Origin of the sequence: Psychrosphaera sp. 1_MG-2023 (assembly GCF_030548245.1) — a bacterium.
Classification (GTDB): domain Bacteria; phylum Pseudomonadota; class Gammaproteobacteria; order Enterobacterales; family Alteromonadaceae; genus Psychrosphaera; species Psychrosphaera algicola.
The window spans coordinates 215,080-233,147 of the sequence record NZ_JAUORW010000001.1 but is presented as its reverse complement, the minus strand read 5'-3'; the positions used below and the strand labels follow the sequence as shown (position 1 = coordinate 233,147).

The 18,068-nt window shown below is 38.0% G+C and carries 13 protein-coding genes; 5 read left to right on the top strand and 8 right to left on the bottom strand.

Annotation, left to right across the window (positions count from 1 at the left end):
- Positions 1–73: 73 nt before the first annotated feature.
- On the bottom strand, positions 74–685 hold the full coding sequence (locus Q4575_RS00880) for a DoxX family protein (RefSeq protein ID WP_215963047.1): 612 nt from the start codon (positions 683–685) through the stop codon (positions 74–76).
- Positions 686–884: 199 nt separating this feature from the next.
- On the opposite strand from Q4575_RS00880, the gene Q4575_RS00875 reads away from it, so the two are divergent.
- A complete protein-coding gene (locus tag Q4575_RS00875) occupies positions 885–2,069 on the top strand; it encodes a class I SAM-dependent rRNA methyltransferase (RefSeq protein WP_215962871.1) in 1,185 nt (394 codons plus the stop codon).
- Here the strand turns inward: Q4575_RS00875 and Q4575_RS00870 are convergent, their stop codons facing one another.
- Positions 2,070–3,944, bottom strand: a complete 1,875-nt coding sequence (locus Q4575_RS00870) for a metallophosphatase (RefSeq protein WP_303521031.1) — start codon at positions 3,942–3,944, stop codon at positions 2,070–2,072.
- A gap of 2 nt (positions 3,945–3,946) precedes the next feature.
- The gene (locus tag Q4575_RS00865) at positions 3,947–4,096 is read right to left on the bottom strand and encodes a hypothetical protein (RefSeq protein ID WP_303521029.1); all 150 of its coding nucleotides are present in this window, start codon (positions 4,094–4,096) and stop codon (positions 3,947–3,949) included.
- Positions 4,097–4,295: 199 nt separating this feature from the next.
- Here Q4575_RS00865 and Q4575_RS00860 point away from each other — a divergent pair, with 199 nt between their 5' ends.
- Positions 4,296–5,276, top strand: a complete 981-nt coding sequence (locus tag Q4575_RS00860; protein WP_215962868.1) for a pentapeptide repeat-containing protein — start codon at positions 4,296–4,298, stop codon at positions 5,274–5,276.
- 17 nt (positions 5,277–5,293) lie between these two features.
- Here Q4575_RS00860 and recD read toward each other — a convergent pair whose 3' ends face one another.
- The 4 genes from recD to Q4575_RS00840 form a co-directional block, all read right to left on the bottom strand.
- Positions 5,294–7,330, bottom strand: coding sequence for an exodeoxyribonuclease V subunit alpha (recD, locus tag Q4575_RS00855; protein WP_303521028.1), 2,037 nt, complete (start codon positions 7,328–7,330; stop codon positions 5,294–5,296).
- Positions 7,331–7,332: 2 nt separating this feature from the next.
- Positions 7,333–11,247 carry an exodeoxyribonuclease V subunit beta gene (gene recB, locus Q4575_RS00850; protein WP_303521027.1) on the bottom strand — a complete coding sequence of 1,305 codons (3,915 nt, stop codon included), beginning with the start codon at positions 11,245–11,247 and terminating at the stop codon, positions 7,333–7,335.
- Positions 11,248–14,775: an exodeoxyribonuclease V subunit gamma gene (recC, locus tag Q4575_RS00845; protein ID WP_303521026.1), complete on the bottom strand. Its 3,528-nt coding sequence runs from the start codon at positions 14,773–14,775 to the stop codon at positions 11,248–11,250.
- Positions 14,776–14,908: 133 nt separating this feature from the next.
- Positions 14,909–15,232 (bottom strand): DUF6122 family protein, encoded by a 324-nt coding sequence (locus Q4575_RS00840; RefSeq protein WP_215963046.1) that lies wholly within the window; start codon positions 15,230–15,232, stop codon positions 14,909–14,911.
- A 100-nt stretch (positions 15,233–15,332) separates the two neighbouring features.
- On the opposite strand from Q4575_RS00840, the gene xthA reads away from it, so the two are divergent.
- The 3 genes from xthA to Q4575_RS00825 are packed head-to-tail and all read left to right on the top strand — an operon-like array spanning position 15,333 to position 17,407.
- Positions 15,333–16,154 (top strand): exodeoxyribonuclease III, encoded by an 822-nt coding sequence (xthA, locus tag Q4575_RS00835; protein WP_303521025.1) that lies wholly within the window; start codon positions 15,333–15,335, stop codon positions 16,152–16,154.
- 33 nt (positions 16,155–16,187) lie between these two features.
- Positions 16,188–16,778 (top strand): YceI family protein, encoded by a 591-nt coding sequence (locus Q4575_RS00830; RefSeq protein WP_303521024.1) that lies wholly within the window; start codon positions 16,188–16,190, stop codon positions 16,776–16,778.
- 32 nt (positions 16,779–16,810) lie between these two features.
- Positions 16,811–17,407, top strand: a complete 597-nt coding sequence (locus Q4575_RS00825; RefSeq protein WP_215963045.1) for a glutathione S-transferase family protein — start codon at positions 16,811–16,813, stop codon at positions 17,405–17,407.
- Positions 17,408–17,548: 141 nt separating this feature from the next.
- Here the strand turns inward: Q4575_RS00825 and Q4575_RS00820 are convergent, their stop codons facing one another.
- The gene (locus Q4575_RS00820; protein ID WP_215962862.1) at positions 17,549–18,019 is read right to left on the bottom strand and encodes a DUF412 family protein; all 471 of its coding nucleotides are present in this window, start codon (positions 18,017–18,019) and stop codon (positions 17,549–17,551) included.
- Between the last annotated feature and the right edge of the window lie 49 nt (positions 18,020–18,068).

Below are 18,068 nucleotides of genomic sequence, written 5' to 3'. Positions count from 1 at the left end.
ACTTATTAAGTGAATTTAAACAGGATAGTACGTAATTCCCATTAAGTTTTAAAGTGATAGATACGAACTAAAATTAACTTTTTGTTTTGTCTACCAAACCCGTTAGATAATGGTCAATACTGGTATATTTACCACCACCAAAAACAAGTAAAACCAGTAACATAATAAAATACGTTGCCGCAAACTCGATGCCGTTGTTTAGAATAACAAATGATCCGCTACTCGATAACCAATCATAATGACCGTGCTCCTGTATTATCTCTATCGCTTTTTGTTTCTTTTCTACAGAGGCCATTATTTGCTCATTTAGAAATAGAGTTCCGTCGGCCAACCAGCTAGACGGATCGGCAATGGCCAGCCACCCATTTTGCCAATGAGCGGTTTTAGCAGCAACAAACATCGTTATTAAAAGTGGTATTGAAGTTAACCGTGTGAGTAAGCCGAACAGTATAAAAATCCCGCCTAGTAATTCAGCAGATATCGCTAAACTTGCCATTAAATCCGGAAACGGTAATCCTAATCCCCATTCATTATTACCAAACCATGCTGAGGTCTGATCAAACGCTTGAAATTTAGTCCAGCCAGCTTGGATAAGGACGGGAGCCAAGTATAATCTGATAAATAAAAGCGGCAAACCATCTGCCAGAGATAAGCGCTCAACAAAATTTTTATAAGTCGAATATATTTTCAAAATACACCTTTGCTTTCTAATATTTATTATTGGTTAGTAATAAGAACGATGTTTTTACGGTTTTATTTCTAGTGAGACAAAAAATAATTTTCTGGGACTAAAAAGTAAAAACGACTACTCACGTAACGGAACAATATCTAGTTTAGTGATAAAAAGGTAAACTGCGTCTAATTTATTTTCTATTGGTATACACATGTCAGCAATCATTATTAAAAATGACCGAGTTAAAGCGGTCAAACGCAAACACCCTTGGATTTTCTCTAAAGCAATTAAAGAAGTCATCGGTGATCCGCAATTAGGCGAAACCGTCGATCTTTTAGATGAAAATAACAAGTGGTTAGCTAAGGCTGCCTACTCTCCGCACTCACAGATCCGAGCGCGCATTTGGAGTTTTGAGCAAAACCAAGAAATCGACATAGATTTCTTTAAAGCTAAAATTGAACGAGCTTTATTTATTCGACAACCGATGATCAAACAAGCTCAAACAACCGGTTATCGTCTACTCTGTGCAGAGTCAGACGGAATTCCAGGTTTAACCGTTGATGTTTATAACACTACGCTTGTTTGCCAAATCTTAAGTGCGGGTGTTGAAGCAAATAAAGACATAATCGTCGAAGCCCTTAAGACGGTATTCCCTGACCATGTCATTTATGAAAGAAGCGACGTCGATGTGCGTCAAAAAGAAGGTCTGAAAAACCGTCGCGGCGAGATCTTTGGCAAATTGCAATCACCTATCATTATTGAAGAAAACGGCATTAAGGCGTACGTAGACGTTGAAAATGGACATAAGACAGGTTTCTATTTAGATCAACGAGATAATCGAAAAACATTAGAAAAATATGTTGAAGGTAAAACGGTTCTAAATTGTTTTAGCTATACCGGCACGTTTGGGTTAACCGCCCTTAAAGGTGGTGCAAAACATGTTACACAAGTTGATATGTCACAGTCGGCGCTAGATATTGCTGCTAAAAACATTGACTTAAATAATTTTGACCAAGCTAAAGTTTCTCTTGTAAAACATGATGTCTTCAAACTATTAAGAAAATACCGCGAAGAAGGTACAAAATTCGATGTAATCATCATGGATCCGCCTAAATTTGCGGAAAGTAAAGCGCAGTTACGAGGCGCATGTCGTGGTTATAAAGACATTAATATGATTGCCATGCAGTTGCTAAACCCGGGTGGCATCATACTCAGTTTCTCTTGTTCAGGATTAATGGAACCATCTTTATTTCAAAAAATTCTGGCCGATGCTGCATTAGATGCAAAACGCGATATGGTCTTTATCGAAAAGCTTTCACAGGCTCAAGACCATATAATTAGCAGTGTGTATCCTGAAGGTTACTATTTAAAAGGCTTTGTCGCGCAAGTATTCTAATTACTCATCGAGCGCAAATTCGTGAATATCACCACTACCGGTTACAAGCCGGTAGTGTTTTAACATTCCTTTTTGATCTAACTCAACAACACCTGCAGCAGAACTACTCACTAAATGTCTACCATTTAAATGTTTAAACGCATTATCTTGTGTTTTTAAGGGATGATGATCTACCGCTAACTTTCTTCTTTTGGTAAAAATGTTAAGCAAACTGTATTGCGAATAGAGAAATCTATCTATGTAATCAAAGAATTTAAGTAATTTTTGAGGAAATTCATTTTTAAATCCCGAACATGTTAGTTGCCATATCTTGTCGGTACTTGAGCTAAAACGTCTTTCCGCTGAAAAACAAAACGAATAGTGAACATCGCCCGACAAAATGATTATCTCATCAGGCGCATTATCGTGGCGCATCATACTCATCAATTTACGTGCAGAGCCCTGATGAGCCATCCAATTTTCAACATCAACTAACAATTCTTGGCCTACTAGTTCACAAGCTTTTTGTACGACTTCAATTGCTTTAACACCAAAAACGGGCGCCGCCGACACAACAAGTATAGAACCAAACGATTCATAAAGTTGATCTTCAAGCTGCTCAAGTGACCTCCAATCCATTAACCCACTTGGATTTTTAGCGGACGTCTCACTACGCCACCGTTGCGTGCGCGTATCTAATACTACAATTCTAGGCGATGTTTCAACGACATAATCCCATTGATTAAAATCTAGGAGTTGCTCAGTGAGTTGTTTATTCGCAAAGTCTTTTTTGAGTGCGAGGGATCTAAGTTTTTCTATTATGGGGTCTAGCCGTTCAGGGTTATTGCCCCAACCTTGGAATAAACAATAAGACAACAAACCATCACTTATCATGTGCTTGGTCACTGTATTGCCATAAATATGTGATTCCCAATCCGCTGTTAAGTTCCAATCATCGGTGATGTCATGATCATCAAATATCATTAATGTAGGTACGTTTGCGACAACCGCTTCAAATTGGTCAAGTTCCTCAATAAATTGTTTTACGGTATGTAACTCTTCAAGGTATTTTTTTTGCTCTAAACCAGAAAAATCACCAGCTGCAAGTTCCACTTCATCCATGACCAATTGCCAACAAGCCGTCGACCAGGTGAGTAGATAGGTCGCAAAAAATTCATCTAATGTAATTAAATGGTTTTCATGAAATCGTGCAGAAATAATGGTTGAGCCATGCCAAAAATTTTGCCACCGACTTAAGCCTTCTTTTTGCGGTAATAGCTGATGTCGTTTATTTACTGACTTTTGCCATTCTAATGCAGTTCTTGGTAGCGCATCTGTGTAGTGAGTAGCGGAATACAACTTCAACTTTTTAGACAGTAACTGAGCGCCAATCAACATCGGCGCACTTACATCGTCAGCGTAGATTTGATCGCCCGCCATAATTAGATAATCAGGGCGGGACAGCGTGCCATCTTGAAGTTTGGCATAAATCCCAGCAAAAGCGTCTTTCGCAATATGATCAGGTTTACGACATGAACCTTGGATAACCGAACTCATCGTTTGGTTATAACAAAAACTTGGTCTGGTTCGACTTAAACTTAAATGGGATAAATCATATACATGACCGCTATCATCATCTTTGAGCTCATATTCAATATCAACACCATTCGGCCAGGCGTCTTCATATGTTGGAATAAGTCTAAATAACGCGATTGTCGCATTATCACCTATCTGGATCCATTCTACTGAACACTCAGTATCTAATAATTTGATTTGCTCTAAATATAAATTCAATGTCAGGTTACGGCGTTTGTCCATGACCAACCATATCAGTAACTCAGATGACAACAGACGTCGCAGTATAGGGCCGCATAAAATAGAAGGGGTTACTGACAAATTTATTTTCCTTTTAATAAAATAAGGGGGATCGCTATTGGGCCTAAAATTAAACCAACCAAAAAGCCCCACAACCAATTTAGACCTTTATATTTTGCTAACAACATACCTACAATCGCAAAGATAAATGAGGCTAAAACAATGATATGCATAACGCTTTAGCCCCTTAATTAAAAGTAATGTAAGAAAATCAGTTTTAGTCGTTTGACTAAGTGTATCGTGTTAAAACGAGAATTAAATCGTAAAGGTGTATTTAAATTGCAAAAATTTGTAAAAAAATTGTTACCGAGTTAACGATCTTCAACTATTGTTTTTATAACAATAACAACTTCTTAAGAGTGCACTTAATTTATGTCTGAGTATAGACCCTGTAGTTATGTTTCGGAGGACAAACAAAAGTGTAAAGAAAAGGATTTAGGCACTGGATTCTGTTTTTGGCATGACCCAATAATAGACAAAACCGGAATGGAATTGAGTGAACGTTTAGAAGCCTTTGCCTCGAGTGGTGGCTTATTACAGGGAATAAGACTAAAACGCGCCAACTTATTCCACGTTAATTTAGTGCGCCCAGACTCCCCTATCGGTTACGACATGCGCAGTGCCGACCTTTATCGCGCGAATATGCAAGAAGCCCATTTGTTTAATTTGGATTTAAGTGGTGCTTCGTTAATGAAAGCGAACCTCAACGAAGCAAATCTGCATTGTGCCAACCTACACAATTGCAACTTATTAGGCACCAAACTCCATGGCGCTCGGTTAGATAACATAAAAATTGGTGACTTTGTTCAACAAGAAGCAATCGCAGATTCTTTTGATAAAAAAGGGTTAAGGGAAGAAGCAGCTGACCACTATGAACAATCGGAAGAAATATATCGAAACTTAAGAAAATCAGCTGAGTCCGACGGTCTATTAGGCCTCGCGGGGCACTGTGCCCATAAAGAACTTACCATGCGACGTAAGCAGTTTCCTAAGTTTTCAAAAGGACGGATAATATCAAAAACGGTGGACCTATTTTGTGGATATGGCGAACGTCCCATGAATGTCATTTCATTTTCACTCGCCCTGATCTTTGTCTGCGCCCTGCTATTCTTTATCTTTGGTGTCCAGGCCAACGAAGGCATTATTAAGTTTTCAACAGAAAATTCACTCGCGTCGAATCTTTCGGACTTTTTCTCGACCATTTATTTTAGCGTCGTAACATTTACAACATTAGGTTATGGCGACATACAGCCGGTAGGATTTTCGCGACTCATCGCAGCAGTAGAAGCTTTTATTGGTAGCTTTGCGCTCGCACTTTTTGTGGTGGTTTTTGTCAAAAAAACCACCCGTTAATTAAACCAAAAGATATACTAGCTTAGTTGATTGACCAACATTTCCGCTAGTCCAGAGTAACGATGGGTTGTTCTATTTATCGCGGAACGCAAACTGGTTTCAGTGGCCAGTAATGAAAAATTGATTTTGGAACGCGTTAGTCCAGTGTAAACAATTTCCCTTGAAACTAACGATGAAGACTCATCTTCCGCTGGGAGTATCAGTATACTATGGTCAAATTCCGAACCCTGACTCTTATGCACTGTCATTGAATAAACACTCTCATGACCTGGTAACCTTTGGCAATGGAATTTAGAGAATGCAGACTTTCCGACTTGAAAATACGTCATTAATAACCCCGAAACCGGGTCAATGAGTTGAATGCCAATATCACCATTATATAATTTCAAATTATACGCATTTGTTGAAATCATAATTGGCCGACCAACATAATGTTGCTCTTTGTTGGGCACTAACGATTTTTGCATTAATCGTCTATGAACACGCCTATTGAGAGATTCAGTACCAAATTCTGATTTACGGACACAACAAAATACCTGTAATTGATATAACGTTTTAAACACTTCAGGGATCAATTCGGCCTCATTTTCAATTGTTAATGTTGCCGCCATTCTATGGATATTAGAATAATGTTCTGTAACTAACTCAACTACTTTATCAATTTCAGCGTGTGGCTGACGATACCAATTTAACGACTGTTCATTTGCTGTATCCGCTAAAAATGTAGCATTGACGCTATTAAAGTCACCAACGTTAATTGCCGCGGCGAGTTGCCCTATCGAACTTTCTGCACCAAACCGAAAACTCTTTTTTAGTTCAACAAGGTAACGTAAGGACAATTGGTTTTGAGCAATGTAAAAATCGGCTAACACATTACCAGCCTCTACAGAGGCTAATTGTTGTCTGTCTCCGATCAATATCACTCGGCAGTTTAACGGCAACGCATTAAATACTTTTGCCATTAATGTGACATCAATCATAGAAGCTTCGTCAATAAGCAATATGTCGAGTCGCAATAAAAAATTATTATGATCATGTTTAAATTGCCCGTTGCCTCGGGAGCCCATTAATCGATGTACTGTAGAGGCCGAAACAGGAACCTGAGCCGCAAGTTCGTCTTCAATATCTAGAGAACCTAACGCTCCTTTAATAGACTCTTCAAGTCGTAACGCTGCCTTACCTGTCGGCGCGGTAATTGCGATTTTTAATTTTCCCTGTCCACCTACGAGCTGATGATCAAATAGAATTCCGGCAAGTAACTTAACCACGGTTGTCGTTTTGCCAGTGCCGGGACCGCCGCTAATAACAGAAAACTGAGACTGAAGAGCGTTTGTGACTGCGACTTTTTGCCAATCTACAACATTGTCGTTTTCTTTATTTTCATCGCTGCGCTTAAACATGCTTTCGATAAAGCCTAAAGTACGTGGCGTAATATTATTTTCTGCTTGATCTTCATCTGCGCTTTCAAGCTTATTGTTTGATTGCTTAGGTGCTCGACCTAACATCTTAGTAATTTTATTTGCAATACAATGTTCAGCGATAAAATAACGGTGCAAGTAGAATCGGTTTTGCCACAAAACAAATGGCTTAATAACCTGTTGTGCAGTACTTAGCGAACTAATGTCGTCAATATTTTGAACAAAGTCTGTTTCACCCCTAACGGTATCGAGCCAAATCTGGTGATCGGGTAGCAAAATGTTAAGTTCAAGAATGTCGCTTATCGCTAACCAGCTACTAATGATTTTTCTATCAATATAGATACATGAATGTTGTTTTAACATTGCGTCCATTACAAACGCCGCTAAAATCGTTAATAGGTTCCTACTCGAATCTCCCTCAGTTTGCTTATTTTGACTTAAGTGTTCATCAAATATCATATTAGCGAAGTGTTTACAGACCGACTCAATTTTGCCGTTTGCAACCAACTCAGTTAACAAATGTGCGACGGGAGTCTGATCAAATTTAAGTATTGATTTATCGGTTGAGCCTATTTCCATAAAGGAGCCGTTATCATTTATCAACGTATTGCTATTTGTTCTTAATAAAAAATTCATTGTTAAAACCCAAATCCTTTTTGTGACCATAAACCTTCATCGACAATTTTAACATCCGTTCCAGCTGACTTTGACTCGCCAGTATCGGCATTTTGCGCTAAGTCGTGTTGCGCTACATCGTGTTGTTTTAGGGCATTATCAAGATATTGAATTACGTCATAATTCACTTCAAATTTGTATACGCCAGTGTCATCTTTTTCATCCATCCCACGGACATATAAATACACAGCACCACCTACATGTAAGTCGTAATTGTAGTCCGTTAAACGTGTAGCTAAAAAACGATGTAACGCTAAAAGATAGATCAGCGCTTGTAAGTGATAATGATGGTCAATCATACTTTCAAATAGCTTGGTTTGGTCATAATCTTGAAGTTCAAACCCTAGAAAATTGGATTTGTAGTCCACTACATAAAACTTTTGTTCGTGTTGGACAACAACGTCGATAAACCCTTTAACAACGCCTCTAGACACTGAAAACATTGAGCCTTTCATTTTGTTACTCAATTGTTCTAACCCTAACATCGATAACGCGTTACCAAAAATAGACATATCGAGGCCACTAAAATCAAAGTAAAACTCCAATTCATTAATAAATTTATTAGGTGCCAATTGAGATAAAGAAAAACCAGCTTTGGGATTTAAAATTACATTTTGCAACCATTGTTCTACCGTCTCAACCCACTCTAAAGATATTGAAAATTTAGTTAACCCGTCAATGATAACCTGGGTCTGTGCAGACATTGGTTGTTGAAAATCAACATGCTCTAAAATCCAATGGATACAGGTTCCCGCATTAGCGCCTTTTGGAAAATGAAACTGATTAAAAACCCCTTCTGGTGCGACAAGGATATCATTAGATTCACTTTCTTCTGTTTCGTTAACCCCCCTAGTTTCAAATAGAACATCAGGCTCAGATTTAATGACGTCGCTATGACTTGCATGACCAATTTGGTTACTCATCATAGAATAACTTATGATCCGCCAGTCATGTTTTTTAGGTGGGTTATAATGATTAAATACCATCGAAGCTTCGTCGCTATTCTTAGGCATCAACAATACTGGTGAAGATTTAAACGCGTCATGAACCTCAGAGACAGTTACTTTTTTATAAACAACCCCAGCAGTTTGATTATTAGTAACCTGCTTTGACATTGCAGTAAAATAATCACTGATCCGCTCATCAATGTTCGATTGTTCTTCACGGCCAAATAGCAATTTATAAATCGCGGTTTGATGCAGTTTAAACTGTCTGTTTACAACGTTAAACATGCCAATAACGACGCGATAAATCGGCCTTGTTAAACTGACATACAGTAATCGTATATCTTCTGCCATGCGCTCTTGTTCTGCGTATTGCAGTTCAATAAGTCTATTATCGGCCCTAAAATAGGTGGTATTGTCCTTTTCCGAGGTATAAATAGCTTGTTTACTTAACATTGCATTGCAGATAAAAGGCAAATACACATAAGGATACTCCAGACCTTTAGACGCATGATATGTCACTATTTTTATCAAATTTGAATCCGACTCTAGTCTCAATACTTTTTCATCGTTTGATTCATTTGATACATCCATCGAGATTTGTTGTTCGAACCACAATAAAAGCTTTTCTATACCAGCATGCTGTTTCTGTTGCGATTGCAATATTTCCAACAAATGACGTAAGTCGGTTATGTGTCGGTTGAAGTCTTTGACACTCGATGACCATTTTGAATAGCTTTCAGCGCAAAACATTAAATGTTCGACGCTGCTCGTAATATTGCCCCTTTGCAGTTCAACTTGAGCTTCGAAAAACCAATTGAGCTTTTCTTGCCATAGATTTGGGTCGTGTTGAAATGTGAGTAAGTCTTCTACTGAGTATTGAAAAAGCTGAGTCGCCAGTGCGGTTTTTACTTTTTGTTCGTTGTTCGGCGCTGCAATTGCCATGAGTAAAAGATTTAAGTCCTGAGCAACTTTACTACTAAAAATACTATCACGGCTCAGGTACACGGAATCTAAGCCAAGTTGACTCAAGCTATTTTTTATAATTTTGGCTTGCGGACGACTACGAACCAAAATACAAATATCACCTGTGGATACCGCTTTTGGATCATCAGGTCCCTTATGTTTATGTCCGTTTAATAAATTAACAATATCGACGGCACACCATTTGGCCATGAGATCATAACCTTGTGTGCTTGCTATAGTTGTTTTATCGCCCTCTTTGGTTGATGACGTTGATTTGTTTTTATTTTTATCTTTAGCTTCCTCAGCGTTAATAATTGCTGTGTCGTCGGTATTGTTTATATTTGTTTCCGAATTACCACTATCTTGCTGTTCATCAACAACTAAATGACATACTTCAAACGCCGCTTGGTCGTGGTCAATTGGGGCTTGTTGTGAGTCAAATGAGCGACCGGAATCAACAGAGACAAAGGGAATTGATTTATGCTCAAATTGTTCTGGGCTATGTTCAAATATATAATTTACTGATTGAATTAACTCAGGGTGTGAGCGCCAATTTTTATTCAAAGTAAAATGACGTTCCGGCACGATGTCGTGTTTTGCCCGAATATACGTGTAAATATCTGCGCCACGGAACTTATAGATCGCTTGTTTCGGATCGCCAATTAAAATCATATTAGCGGCCGACTCACCCGCTTCTCTTTCAGGCTCAAAATCGGTTTTATAAATCGTAGAGAATATTTGATATTGAACTGGATCCGTATCTTGAAATTCATCGATAAATGCCAACGGATACGAATTTCTTATTACCTTAACTAAAGCGTGCTGTTCGTCATTTTCTAATGCGTTGGCTAAGGACGTTAACAGGTCATCCGGTGTGATCGTTTGTTGCTGTGAGTTTGATTGACTCGCAAGTCGTTCAATACTATTTTTTGCGTGTGTTAACCAGTAACCTTTAAAAGCTGAGCCACAAAAAGACTCATCTAATGCGATTAGTTGTTCGATTAAAGCGATAATTTCGTGCTCTAAACAGGGATGACCTTTTTTGTAATTGCTTTGCTTCCCAAAAACCTCCTGACCCCAAACTGACCACCTGTCTTTATCGGCAAACTCTGGGTAAGCGATATCGCCCGCTAAAAACGGTTCTAAACTAGCTAATCGCGTAACGGCTTTTCGCTTTGCAATCATTCCAGAGCTTAAAATAATGTCACTAAAATTACAGTCATTCCACAGTGTACGGATTTTTTCTGTTAGACCAACTAATGTAGCAAGTTGGCTCTGGTAACCTTCCTCATCCAACGTTGGGTTAATTAAAATCCGTTTACCAAGAACATTTGAAATATTGTTATATAAAGCCTCAGGTGTCGCCCAGTTTTCTGAAAATAATCCAAATTCAATAGAGGTCAGCGTTAATACTTCACGACGCCAAAAATCATAAAGCGCTTTATCTGTAGTCGGTTTGCTGTCTAAGTCCATTTCTTTGTCAAAATCAGATTGTGTTTCAAACGCAAACTGGTTTAAGCACCGTTGACAATATCCATGAATCGTAAAGATAGACGCTTCATCTATAAGTACTATGGCTTGTTGAAGCTGAGTATACGCCCGTAAACTAGCCGCTTCTGACGCCATATCATATTGCTGTTGGCACTTTAGTTGATACAAGGAAATGACCGCAATTAGATTAGGATCAGCTTTTGTTTTTTCGCTAGATTGGCTAGAGATTAGATAATGTTGCGCCTCAATTAACTTATCTCTGATCCTATCTTTAAGCTCTTTTGTTGCAGCATCGGTAAAGGTCACCACTAAAATTTTCTGAATTTCAATTGGGCTCAATTCACGTTCGGGGTCTATGAGCCCCAAAATGGCCCTAAGATATAATGTTGTAATAGTATAAGTTTTACCGGTGCCTGCACTCGCTTCGATTAGGCAATTTTGATTCAGCACTAAAGAGAGTGGATTAAGTACGTTCATTTAAAGGCTCTCCACTGGCGCTTGATTAATGTGAGAAATATAGTGCTTTAACCCTCTAACTCCACAACCCATTCCTATTTCTAACATGGGCAATAACATTTTATCTGCTAAAGCAAAAAACTCAGGCGTGAAATCATCAAGCTTGGTAAATAAACGCCAACTGTAACTATCTATAGTAATTGTAGCTGCAGAGCTGCCCTCTGCAATTGCATCCATCAATACGCTTTCAAGTTCTTGTGGTGAAACATCTTTTTTACGTTTCTGCAGCCATAAAAGTGCGGTTTCCGGGTGCCATTTCAACAAACGTTGTTGGTCCATTGAATAACAATAAAGTCGCAACCAGTCATTTAACATCTGTGCACTGTACGCTTTACTAAGTGCAGGGAAACCATGCCATTTAGGTGACGTACCTTCTATCCCATAAACCACTGACTTAATTTCAAAGCCACTGGCATTTATCACTAAATGGTTAATCCAACAACTAATAATATCAACCGTTCTTATTCGTCCAGCTCTGAGTTGCACGTTTTGACCTGCGAGCAAATGGTAATCAGCTTCTAGGGTAATATTACCGTTACCAAACGCTGGTTTATATTCAATTGAAAGTGGTGTTGATTGAATGTTATCGCCTTCTTCAATCTCAACTACCTGATGCAATCCAGACGTATATTTTTCGTTATTTGCACTATAATTTTTATAAAGTCGTTGTCCCCATTCGTCCGACGGAAACTGACCATTTTGTAACATAAGCGTTTTACTTGGTAGTTGTTGATTAAGTGCAGCTTCAATAAATTTAAGATTCATTGTGTATTTAGTTAGGCCGTTGTGACTAAAGTTTTCAACCTCTGTTAAAGTATCTGTATAGAACTCATATCGAACATCTAATTGTTGACGATAAAACGCTTTGATTGGATTGCGACAAAATTCAATAAACTGATCAATATTAATTTCACTGTCGTTAGCATTCGCGCTGTATTGAAACCAGTTCTCCAAATTTGATTGGTCAGAGGTCAAAGGCGACGATGTAAGTTCCTCCCCATTGTTTTCAGCATGTGCTGCTTTTGCTACATCAAACCACTGTTTATGGTAAGAATTTTGCAAATTACTCTGTGTTGATTGCGTATAATATTCGCTATCAAATGGTTGTAATCTATGGATATATTCAAAGCTATCCGTTAGTTTTTGTTGCTTGTTTGTTGGTAAATATGATTGACACAAGTAATCTTTAAACTCATTTAACAACACTGAAGGAGGCACCATTTCATTATTTTTGAGAGAAATACCTACATAACTTAAATAAAACACGTCTCTGGCTGAGCACAATGCTTCTAGCAATAAATAGCGGTCATCCCATTTTCTCGAACGATCGCCTTTTTTAGGCGAACATAACGAGACTAAGTCAAAACTAATTGGGTCAACGTTCCGAGGGTACTCACCTTCATTTAAGCCTAATACACAAACAACTTTAAATGGCACAGATCGCATTGGCATTAAGCTACAAAAGTTTAGCTTACCCGCTAAAAATCGCTGCGTTACCCCATCTTCTTGTAAAAAAGTATCAAAATGTCGGTGAATAATTTTGTAACTCACTTTTTGATCAAGACGTAACGTATTAGAGAAGTCCTTGAGTTTGTCATTGACGTCCCGAATAGCCATTAATACGTTTTGTTCAATTTCATCGAGTGTGTCTAAGTCAAAACTATACGCCAATAGCTCAGTTATATAGTGATGCCACTGTTCAGGGGTTTTAGCCGCGTCTAATTCAACTTGTAACGTTACAACAAACTGGAAAAAATCAATTAGCTTACCCAGTGTTTTCGCTTGCATACCTTCTATTTCTGAAAAAGAAACAATGTCATGCCATAGTGCATCTTCACCTACGGATATGCCGAGCAACATTCGCTTTAAACCGCTTTGCCAAGTATTCATATCTCTATTTGGCATTTGCCATTTGGTTTTATGCTGTCCAGATATTCCCCATTTAATCTGACAACCATCAACCCACCTGCGAATAAGATTTAAATCATCTTGGTCAAAACTGAATAAACGACTCATAAAAGGAACTTCAATAAGGTCCAATATTTCAATGATGGTAAATCGTGATTCAGGCAGTAGGAACATATCAACAAATGCTGTGAGTGATGGACTTAGATCGTGACCGCTGCGGTCCGCAACTGTATACGGAATGTACTTTGCACCTTGGTGTAACCCACCAAAAACACTTTCTATAAACGGGCTATAAGCATTAACATCTGGCATCATCACGAGTATGTCACTCGCTAATAACCCCTCGTTCTCAGCTAATAAATGAAGCAAGTTATCTTTTAATACTTCCAGTTCACGTAAACGACTATGGCAAATATGAACTTGTATTGATGTATCGTCTTGAGGCCAAACTAATTTGCCCTGCTCTGAATTTAGCTCTTGAGGCGTCAACGGGACCTGACTGTCACGATATTCCAAATTTAGAATGTCATGCTGAATTTTATGTAAAACTGATCTAGTGGCTTGATCAGCTTGGTCAATAAAGATGTCATATACTTCAACATTTCTATTGGTTAGCAAATCCAGATAATCTTTACCAACTTTTCCCCAACTGGCCAATAATGGGTTGCCAACAATATAATATTGGTCATGTAATTCACTATTAATCTTAACTATGTTTTGTTGTTGACTTGTCAATCGGGCAGCAAGTTTAGGGCTAATAATATCGCCCCAGTATAGTTGACAAGGATTAAACCAATAAACATCAATTTCAATGTTTCTCGCGAGCGCTTCCAGTACTTCTAGCTGTTGCTCAGGTAACGTTGAAATACCAAATACACTTACCCTAGCACCAACCATCGCCTGAATTGTTGCCTTATCGGCTTGCGCTAACCAATTTAACAACACCTTTTGCATTTCCGCTCGGTGTAATGCAGGAATGTTGTCCACATCGTCATAATCTGCTTCTACGTATCGAACAACTTCTCGCCACAATATGGCCTGCCACGCGTGTTGTTCTATATCGATATTGGGTTCTGTAGGTGGTAAATCATTATTGCCTTCCTGCCAGTGCGTTAACCAATGAGGTCGGTACATTAAGTAATTGTCGAGTACATCAGCTATTTTTTCGGCCAGTTGAAACAATCTAAGTTGATAAAAATGTTCACTTCCATTACTTGTATCAATTTTAGCACTTTCCAAAAAGTGGCTCAGAGCGTTAAATTCTGTCTGGGTTAAAAACTGGGGTAATAACTTAAACAATATCCAGGTCATTCGGTCTTTATTAAATGGACTTTGTTCTGGAATATCTGGCATGGTTTTTTGATAAAGTCGCCAAATAAAGCTACTCGGTAACGGAAACGCCAAATTTGCTGCTATACCATTTGATTTTGCGATTTCTAGTTTAAGCCACTGCGCCATGCCGGGGCTTTGCACTAAAATCGTATCCGGGGTTAGTACAGAATCTAAGGCATTGTCACTCATTTGTTTTGATAAAATGGTGACGAGAGCTTCAAGTCGATTAGATTGAAAAACATTCAGCATGAAAACAAGATCTTCGTTGTATCCTAGTTATCGCTTAACTCTAATTCAAATTGACTTGGTTTTCAGTGATTAATTTAAACTATTAAAAAGACCGTATAACTTTTATACGGGTAATTCCAAGAACAAGAATTAATTACACTGCACTGTGCCACCAAATGCCCATATTTTGATAGCAATCGATACTATCGAGCAACATATGAACCATTAAGCCGACCCCAATCCAACGTACTCTTTTAAAAAATAACAAAACACCATAAAGCAAAATAAAATAAAGTTTATGGAATGGATGAAAACCTATTGAACAACGGTTTGGGTCGTAGATCGGATCCGCAACGACATGGTCAATATCAACAACCATCGTTAACATCATAATGAGTAGTGGTTTTTGCCATTGTTTTGGTGCAAAAATTAAAGCAATGCAGCACGGCACTAGAAAGTGTAAAAATAAATGAAAAATAGTTAGCTCCTAGCTACAATTTAATAGACTTATATTTGCGATTCTAATGACTTACAGGCATCATCTCCACCATAAAACATTAGCATCGTGATTAAATTCTATGAAAATTATTTCTTTTAATATAAATGGCGTTCGCGCTCGAATTCACCAACTAACTGCGCTTATCACTAAACACAATCCAGATATAATTGGCTTGCAAGAAACTAAAGCACATGATGAAGTTTTTCCATTCGACGATATAACTGCTCTTGGATACTATCCTATAGTACATGGCCAAAAAGCTCATTATGGTGTGGCTATGTTAGTTCGCCAAGACTTAGTTGAACAGATCATCAGCGAAGATAAAGGCTTTTCGACAGATACAGAATTGCATCAAAAAAGAATGGTATCAGTGACGTTAAATACGCCCAAAGGCAATAAGTTAACAGTAATGAATGGCTATTTCCCACAGGGTGATAACCTTTCACACGAGACTAAATTTCCGTATAAACAGCAGTTCTATAAAGATTTAATGAACCACTTAGAGACCTATCAATCGCCCACGGAAAACTTGATTGTTATGGGCGATATAAATATTTCTCCAACAGATTTAGATATCGGAATTGGCGAAGTAAACCGTAAACGTTGGTTAAAAACTGGAAAATGCTCATTCCAACCGATTGAGCGCGAATGGCTCAGTGACCTTTTAAATTGGGGTTTTACTGATACGTTTAGGCAACTGCACCCAGATACTACAGAAAAATACAGCTGGTTTGATTATCGTTCTAAGGGATTTGATGACAACCGAGGCCTTAGAATAGATGTGATCTTAGCAACACAATCGTTGACGGATACACTAGTAGGATCAGATATTGACTATGAACTGCGCGGTATAGAAAAACCTTCTGACCACGCACCAATTTGGTCAACGTTTGAAATTTAAACTAAATTTAGCAATAAAAAATTGAGAAAAGACATGAACAGTAAAATGATAGCTAATTTGGCCATGTCGGCATTGCTGATGAGTGCCTCTGCTGGCGTATTTGCCGACTATAAATTGGATAATGATAATTCAGCCTTCCACTTTTTATCGACTAAAAAACAAACAACCACTGAAGTTCATCAGTTTACTCAACTAAGTGGCACAATAAACAAGCAAGGCTTAGCAAGTTTATCAATTGATCTAAATAGTGTCGAAAGCAATATCGAGATCCGTAATCAGCGAATGACAAAAGAGTTGTTTGAAACGAACCTATACCCTCAAGCCGTTTTTACAACCCAAGTTAAACCTAGCGTTTATGAAAATCTAACCTTGGGCGAACACACAACAACGACCATAGAGGGAATGTTATCACTCCATGGTATTTCCCAAAAAATAACAACTGAAGTGATGCTTGTGAAAGGAAAAAACAAAACTCTGACAATAAGTACTATCAAACCGGTTGTGATAAATAGTGACCAATTTCAGTTAACTGGTGGTATCGATAAACTTAAACAACTAGCGGGCCTAAGTTCGATCAGCTATTCAGTGCCAATTACGTTTTCCCTTGCATTTAGTCACCAATAACGATTAACAAATCAACTCTGGAGTTAACGATGATTGAAGTATATGGCGATGTAAATTCAGGAAATTGTTACAAAGTAAAACTTGTTTGTGAGTTGTTACAAGTCAAATATAAATGGATTGAGGTCGACATATTAAAGGGCGATACCAAGACCGATCAGTTTGTCTCTATGAATCCAAATGGCAAGATCCCGTTTGTTCGTTTTAGTGACGGCTTTTGCCTATCGGAATCTAATTCTATTATTAACTATATTGCAAATAGCAGTAAGTTTTACCCTTCTGATCCTAAAGCCCAAGCACTAATCCAACAATGGCAATTTTTTGAACAATACAGCCACGAGCCATTTATTGCCGTTGCGCGCTTTATTAATAAATATTTGGGAATGCCTGAATCTAGGTTACAAGAATATAAAGATAAACAAGCCGGCGGCAATAAAGCGCTAACAGTTATGGAAAAATGCTTGCAAAGCTCCGCATTTTTAACAGGTGATACAATTACAACTGCGGACATTTCGCTCTATGCTTACACCCATGTTGCAGATGAAGGTGGTTTTGACCTCAGTCAATTTCCGAATATTTCAAATTGGCTCAAACGTATCGAAAACAACGAACACTACGTTGCTATTGGCTAATCTATTTATATTTATTGAAATCGATTTTGAAGTTTAAGGTTATCGCAGTGTTAAAATAAAAAGTGGCGCTGACTATAGTCCAAAACCACTTTAATAAAAAACGTTTAAATGATAACTCGATTACTAGCGTCTATTATATTGTTAATTAAATGACTTGTTTGTTCTTTTGCTTGGATCAAACAGGTCATGTAATACACAGGCTAAGTCTAAAAATGTTAGTTTATTATCTGATTTACCCAGACGTTTATCTGCTTTACCTTCTAAACCAGGCTCCACAAGTGGCGTCAATTTAATCTTAGACTCTAACTCTCTGTACCATACTCGTAAACTTACAGGTAGTTGACTATTCGCTTTTAGACCCAGTACATAAAACGCTTGTACAGGAATACTTAAAAACAAAATCGTCATCGCAAATGTAAGATTTATCTGGCTTGTTCCAAAAAACTGTAAATGCAGAAACGCAGTAACAATTGCAAGTGAAGGCATTAATGTCAAAGACAACAACGCTAGTTTCACCGCCCTTGTTTGGTCAAACATCGCCAAATAGGGTTCTCGTTTTGGCCAAAGTTGGCTAAAATCATATCCGGTTTTTAGAGTTTTAATTATTAGCAAATTTCACTACCTCTTAAATAGACTCACTACCATTAAAGATAACCTAATT

Bases quoted from the DNA above. Each gene is read 5' to 3' on its own strand.
- Q4575_RS00860 (WP_215962868.1), top strand. From the start codon at position 4,296: ATGTCTGAGTATAGACCCTGTAGTTATGTTTCGGAGGACAAACAAAAG.
- recC (WP_303521026.1), bottom strand. From the start codon at position 14,775: ATGCTGAATGTTTTTCAATCTAATCGACTTGAAGCTCTCGTCACCATT.
- Q4575_RS00875 (WP_215962871.1), top strand. From the start codon at position 885: ATGTCAGCAATCATTATTAAAAATGACCGAGTTAAAGCGGTCAAACGC.
- Q4575_RS00830 (WP_303521024.1), top strand. From the start codon at position 16,188: ATGAACAGTAAAATGATAGCTAATTTGGCCATGTCGGCATTGCTGATG.
- recB (WP_303521027.1), bottom strand. From the start codon at position 11,247: ATGAACGTACTTAATCCACTCTCTTTAGTGCTGAATCAAAATTGCCTA.
- Q4575_RS00865 (WP_303521029.1), bottom strand. From the start codon at position 4,096: ATGCATATCATTGTTTTAGCCTCATTTATCTTTGCGATTGTAGGTATG.
- xthA (WP_303521025.1), top strand. From the start codon at position 15,333: ATGAAAATTATTTCTTTTAATATAAATGGCGTTCGCGCTCGAATTCAC.
- recD (WP_303521028.1), bottom strand. From the start codon at position 7,330: ATGAATTTTTTATTAAGAACAAATAGCAATACGTTGATAAATGATAAC.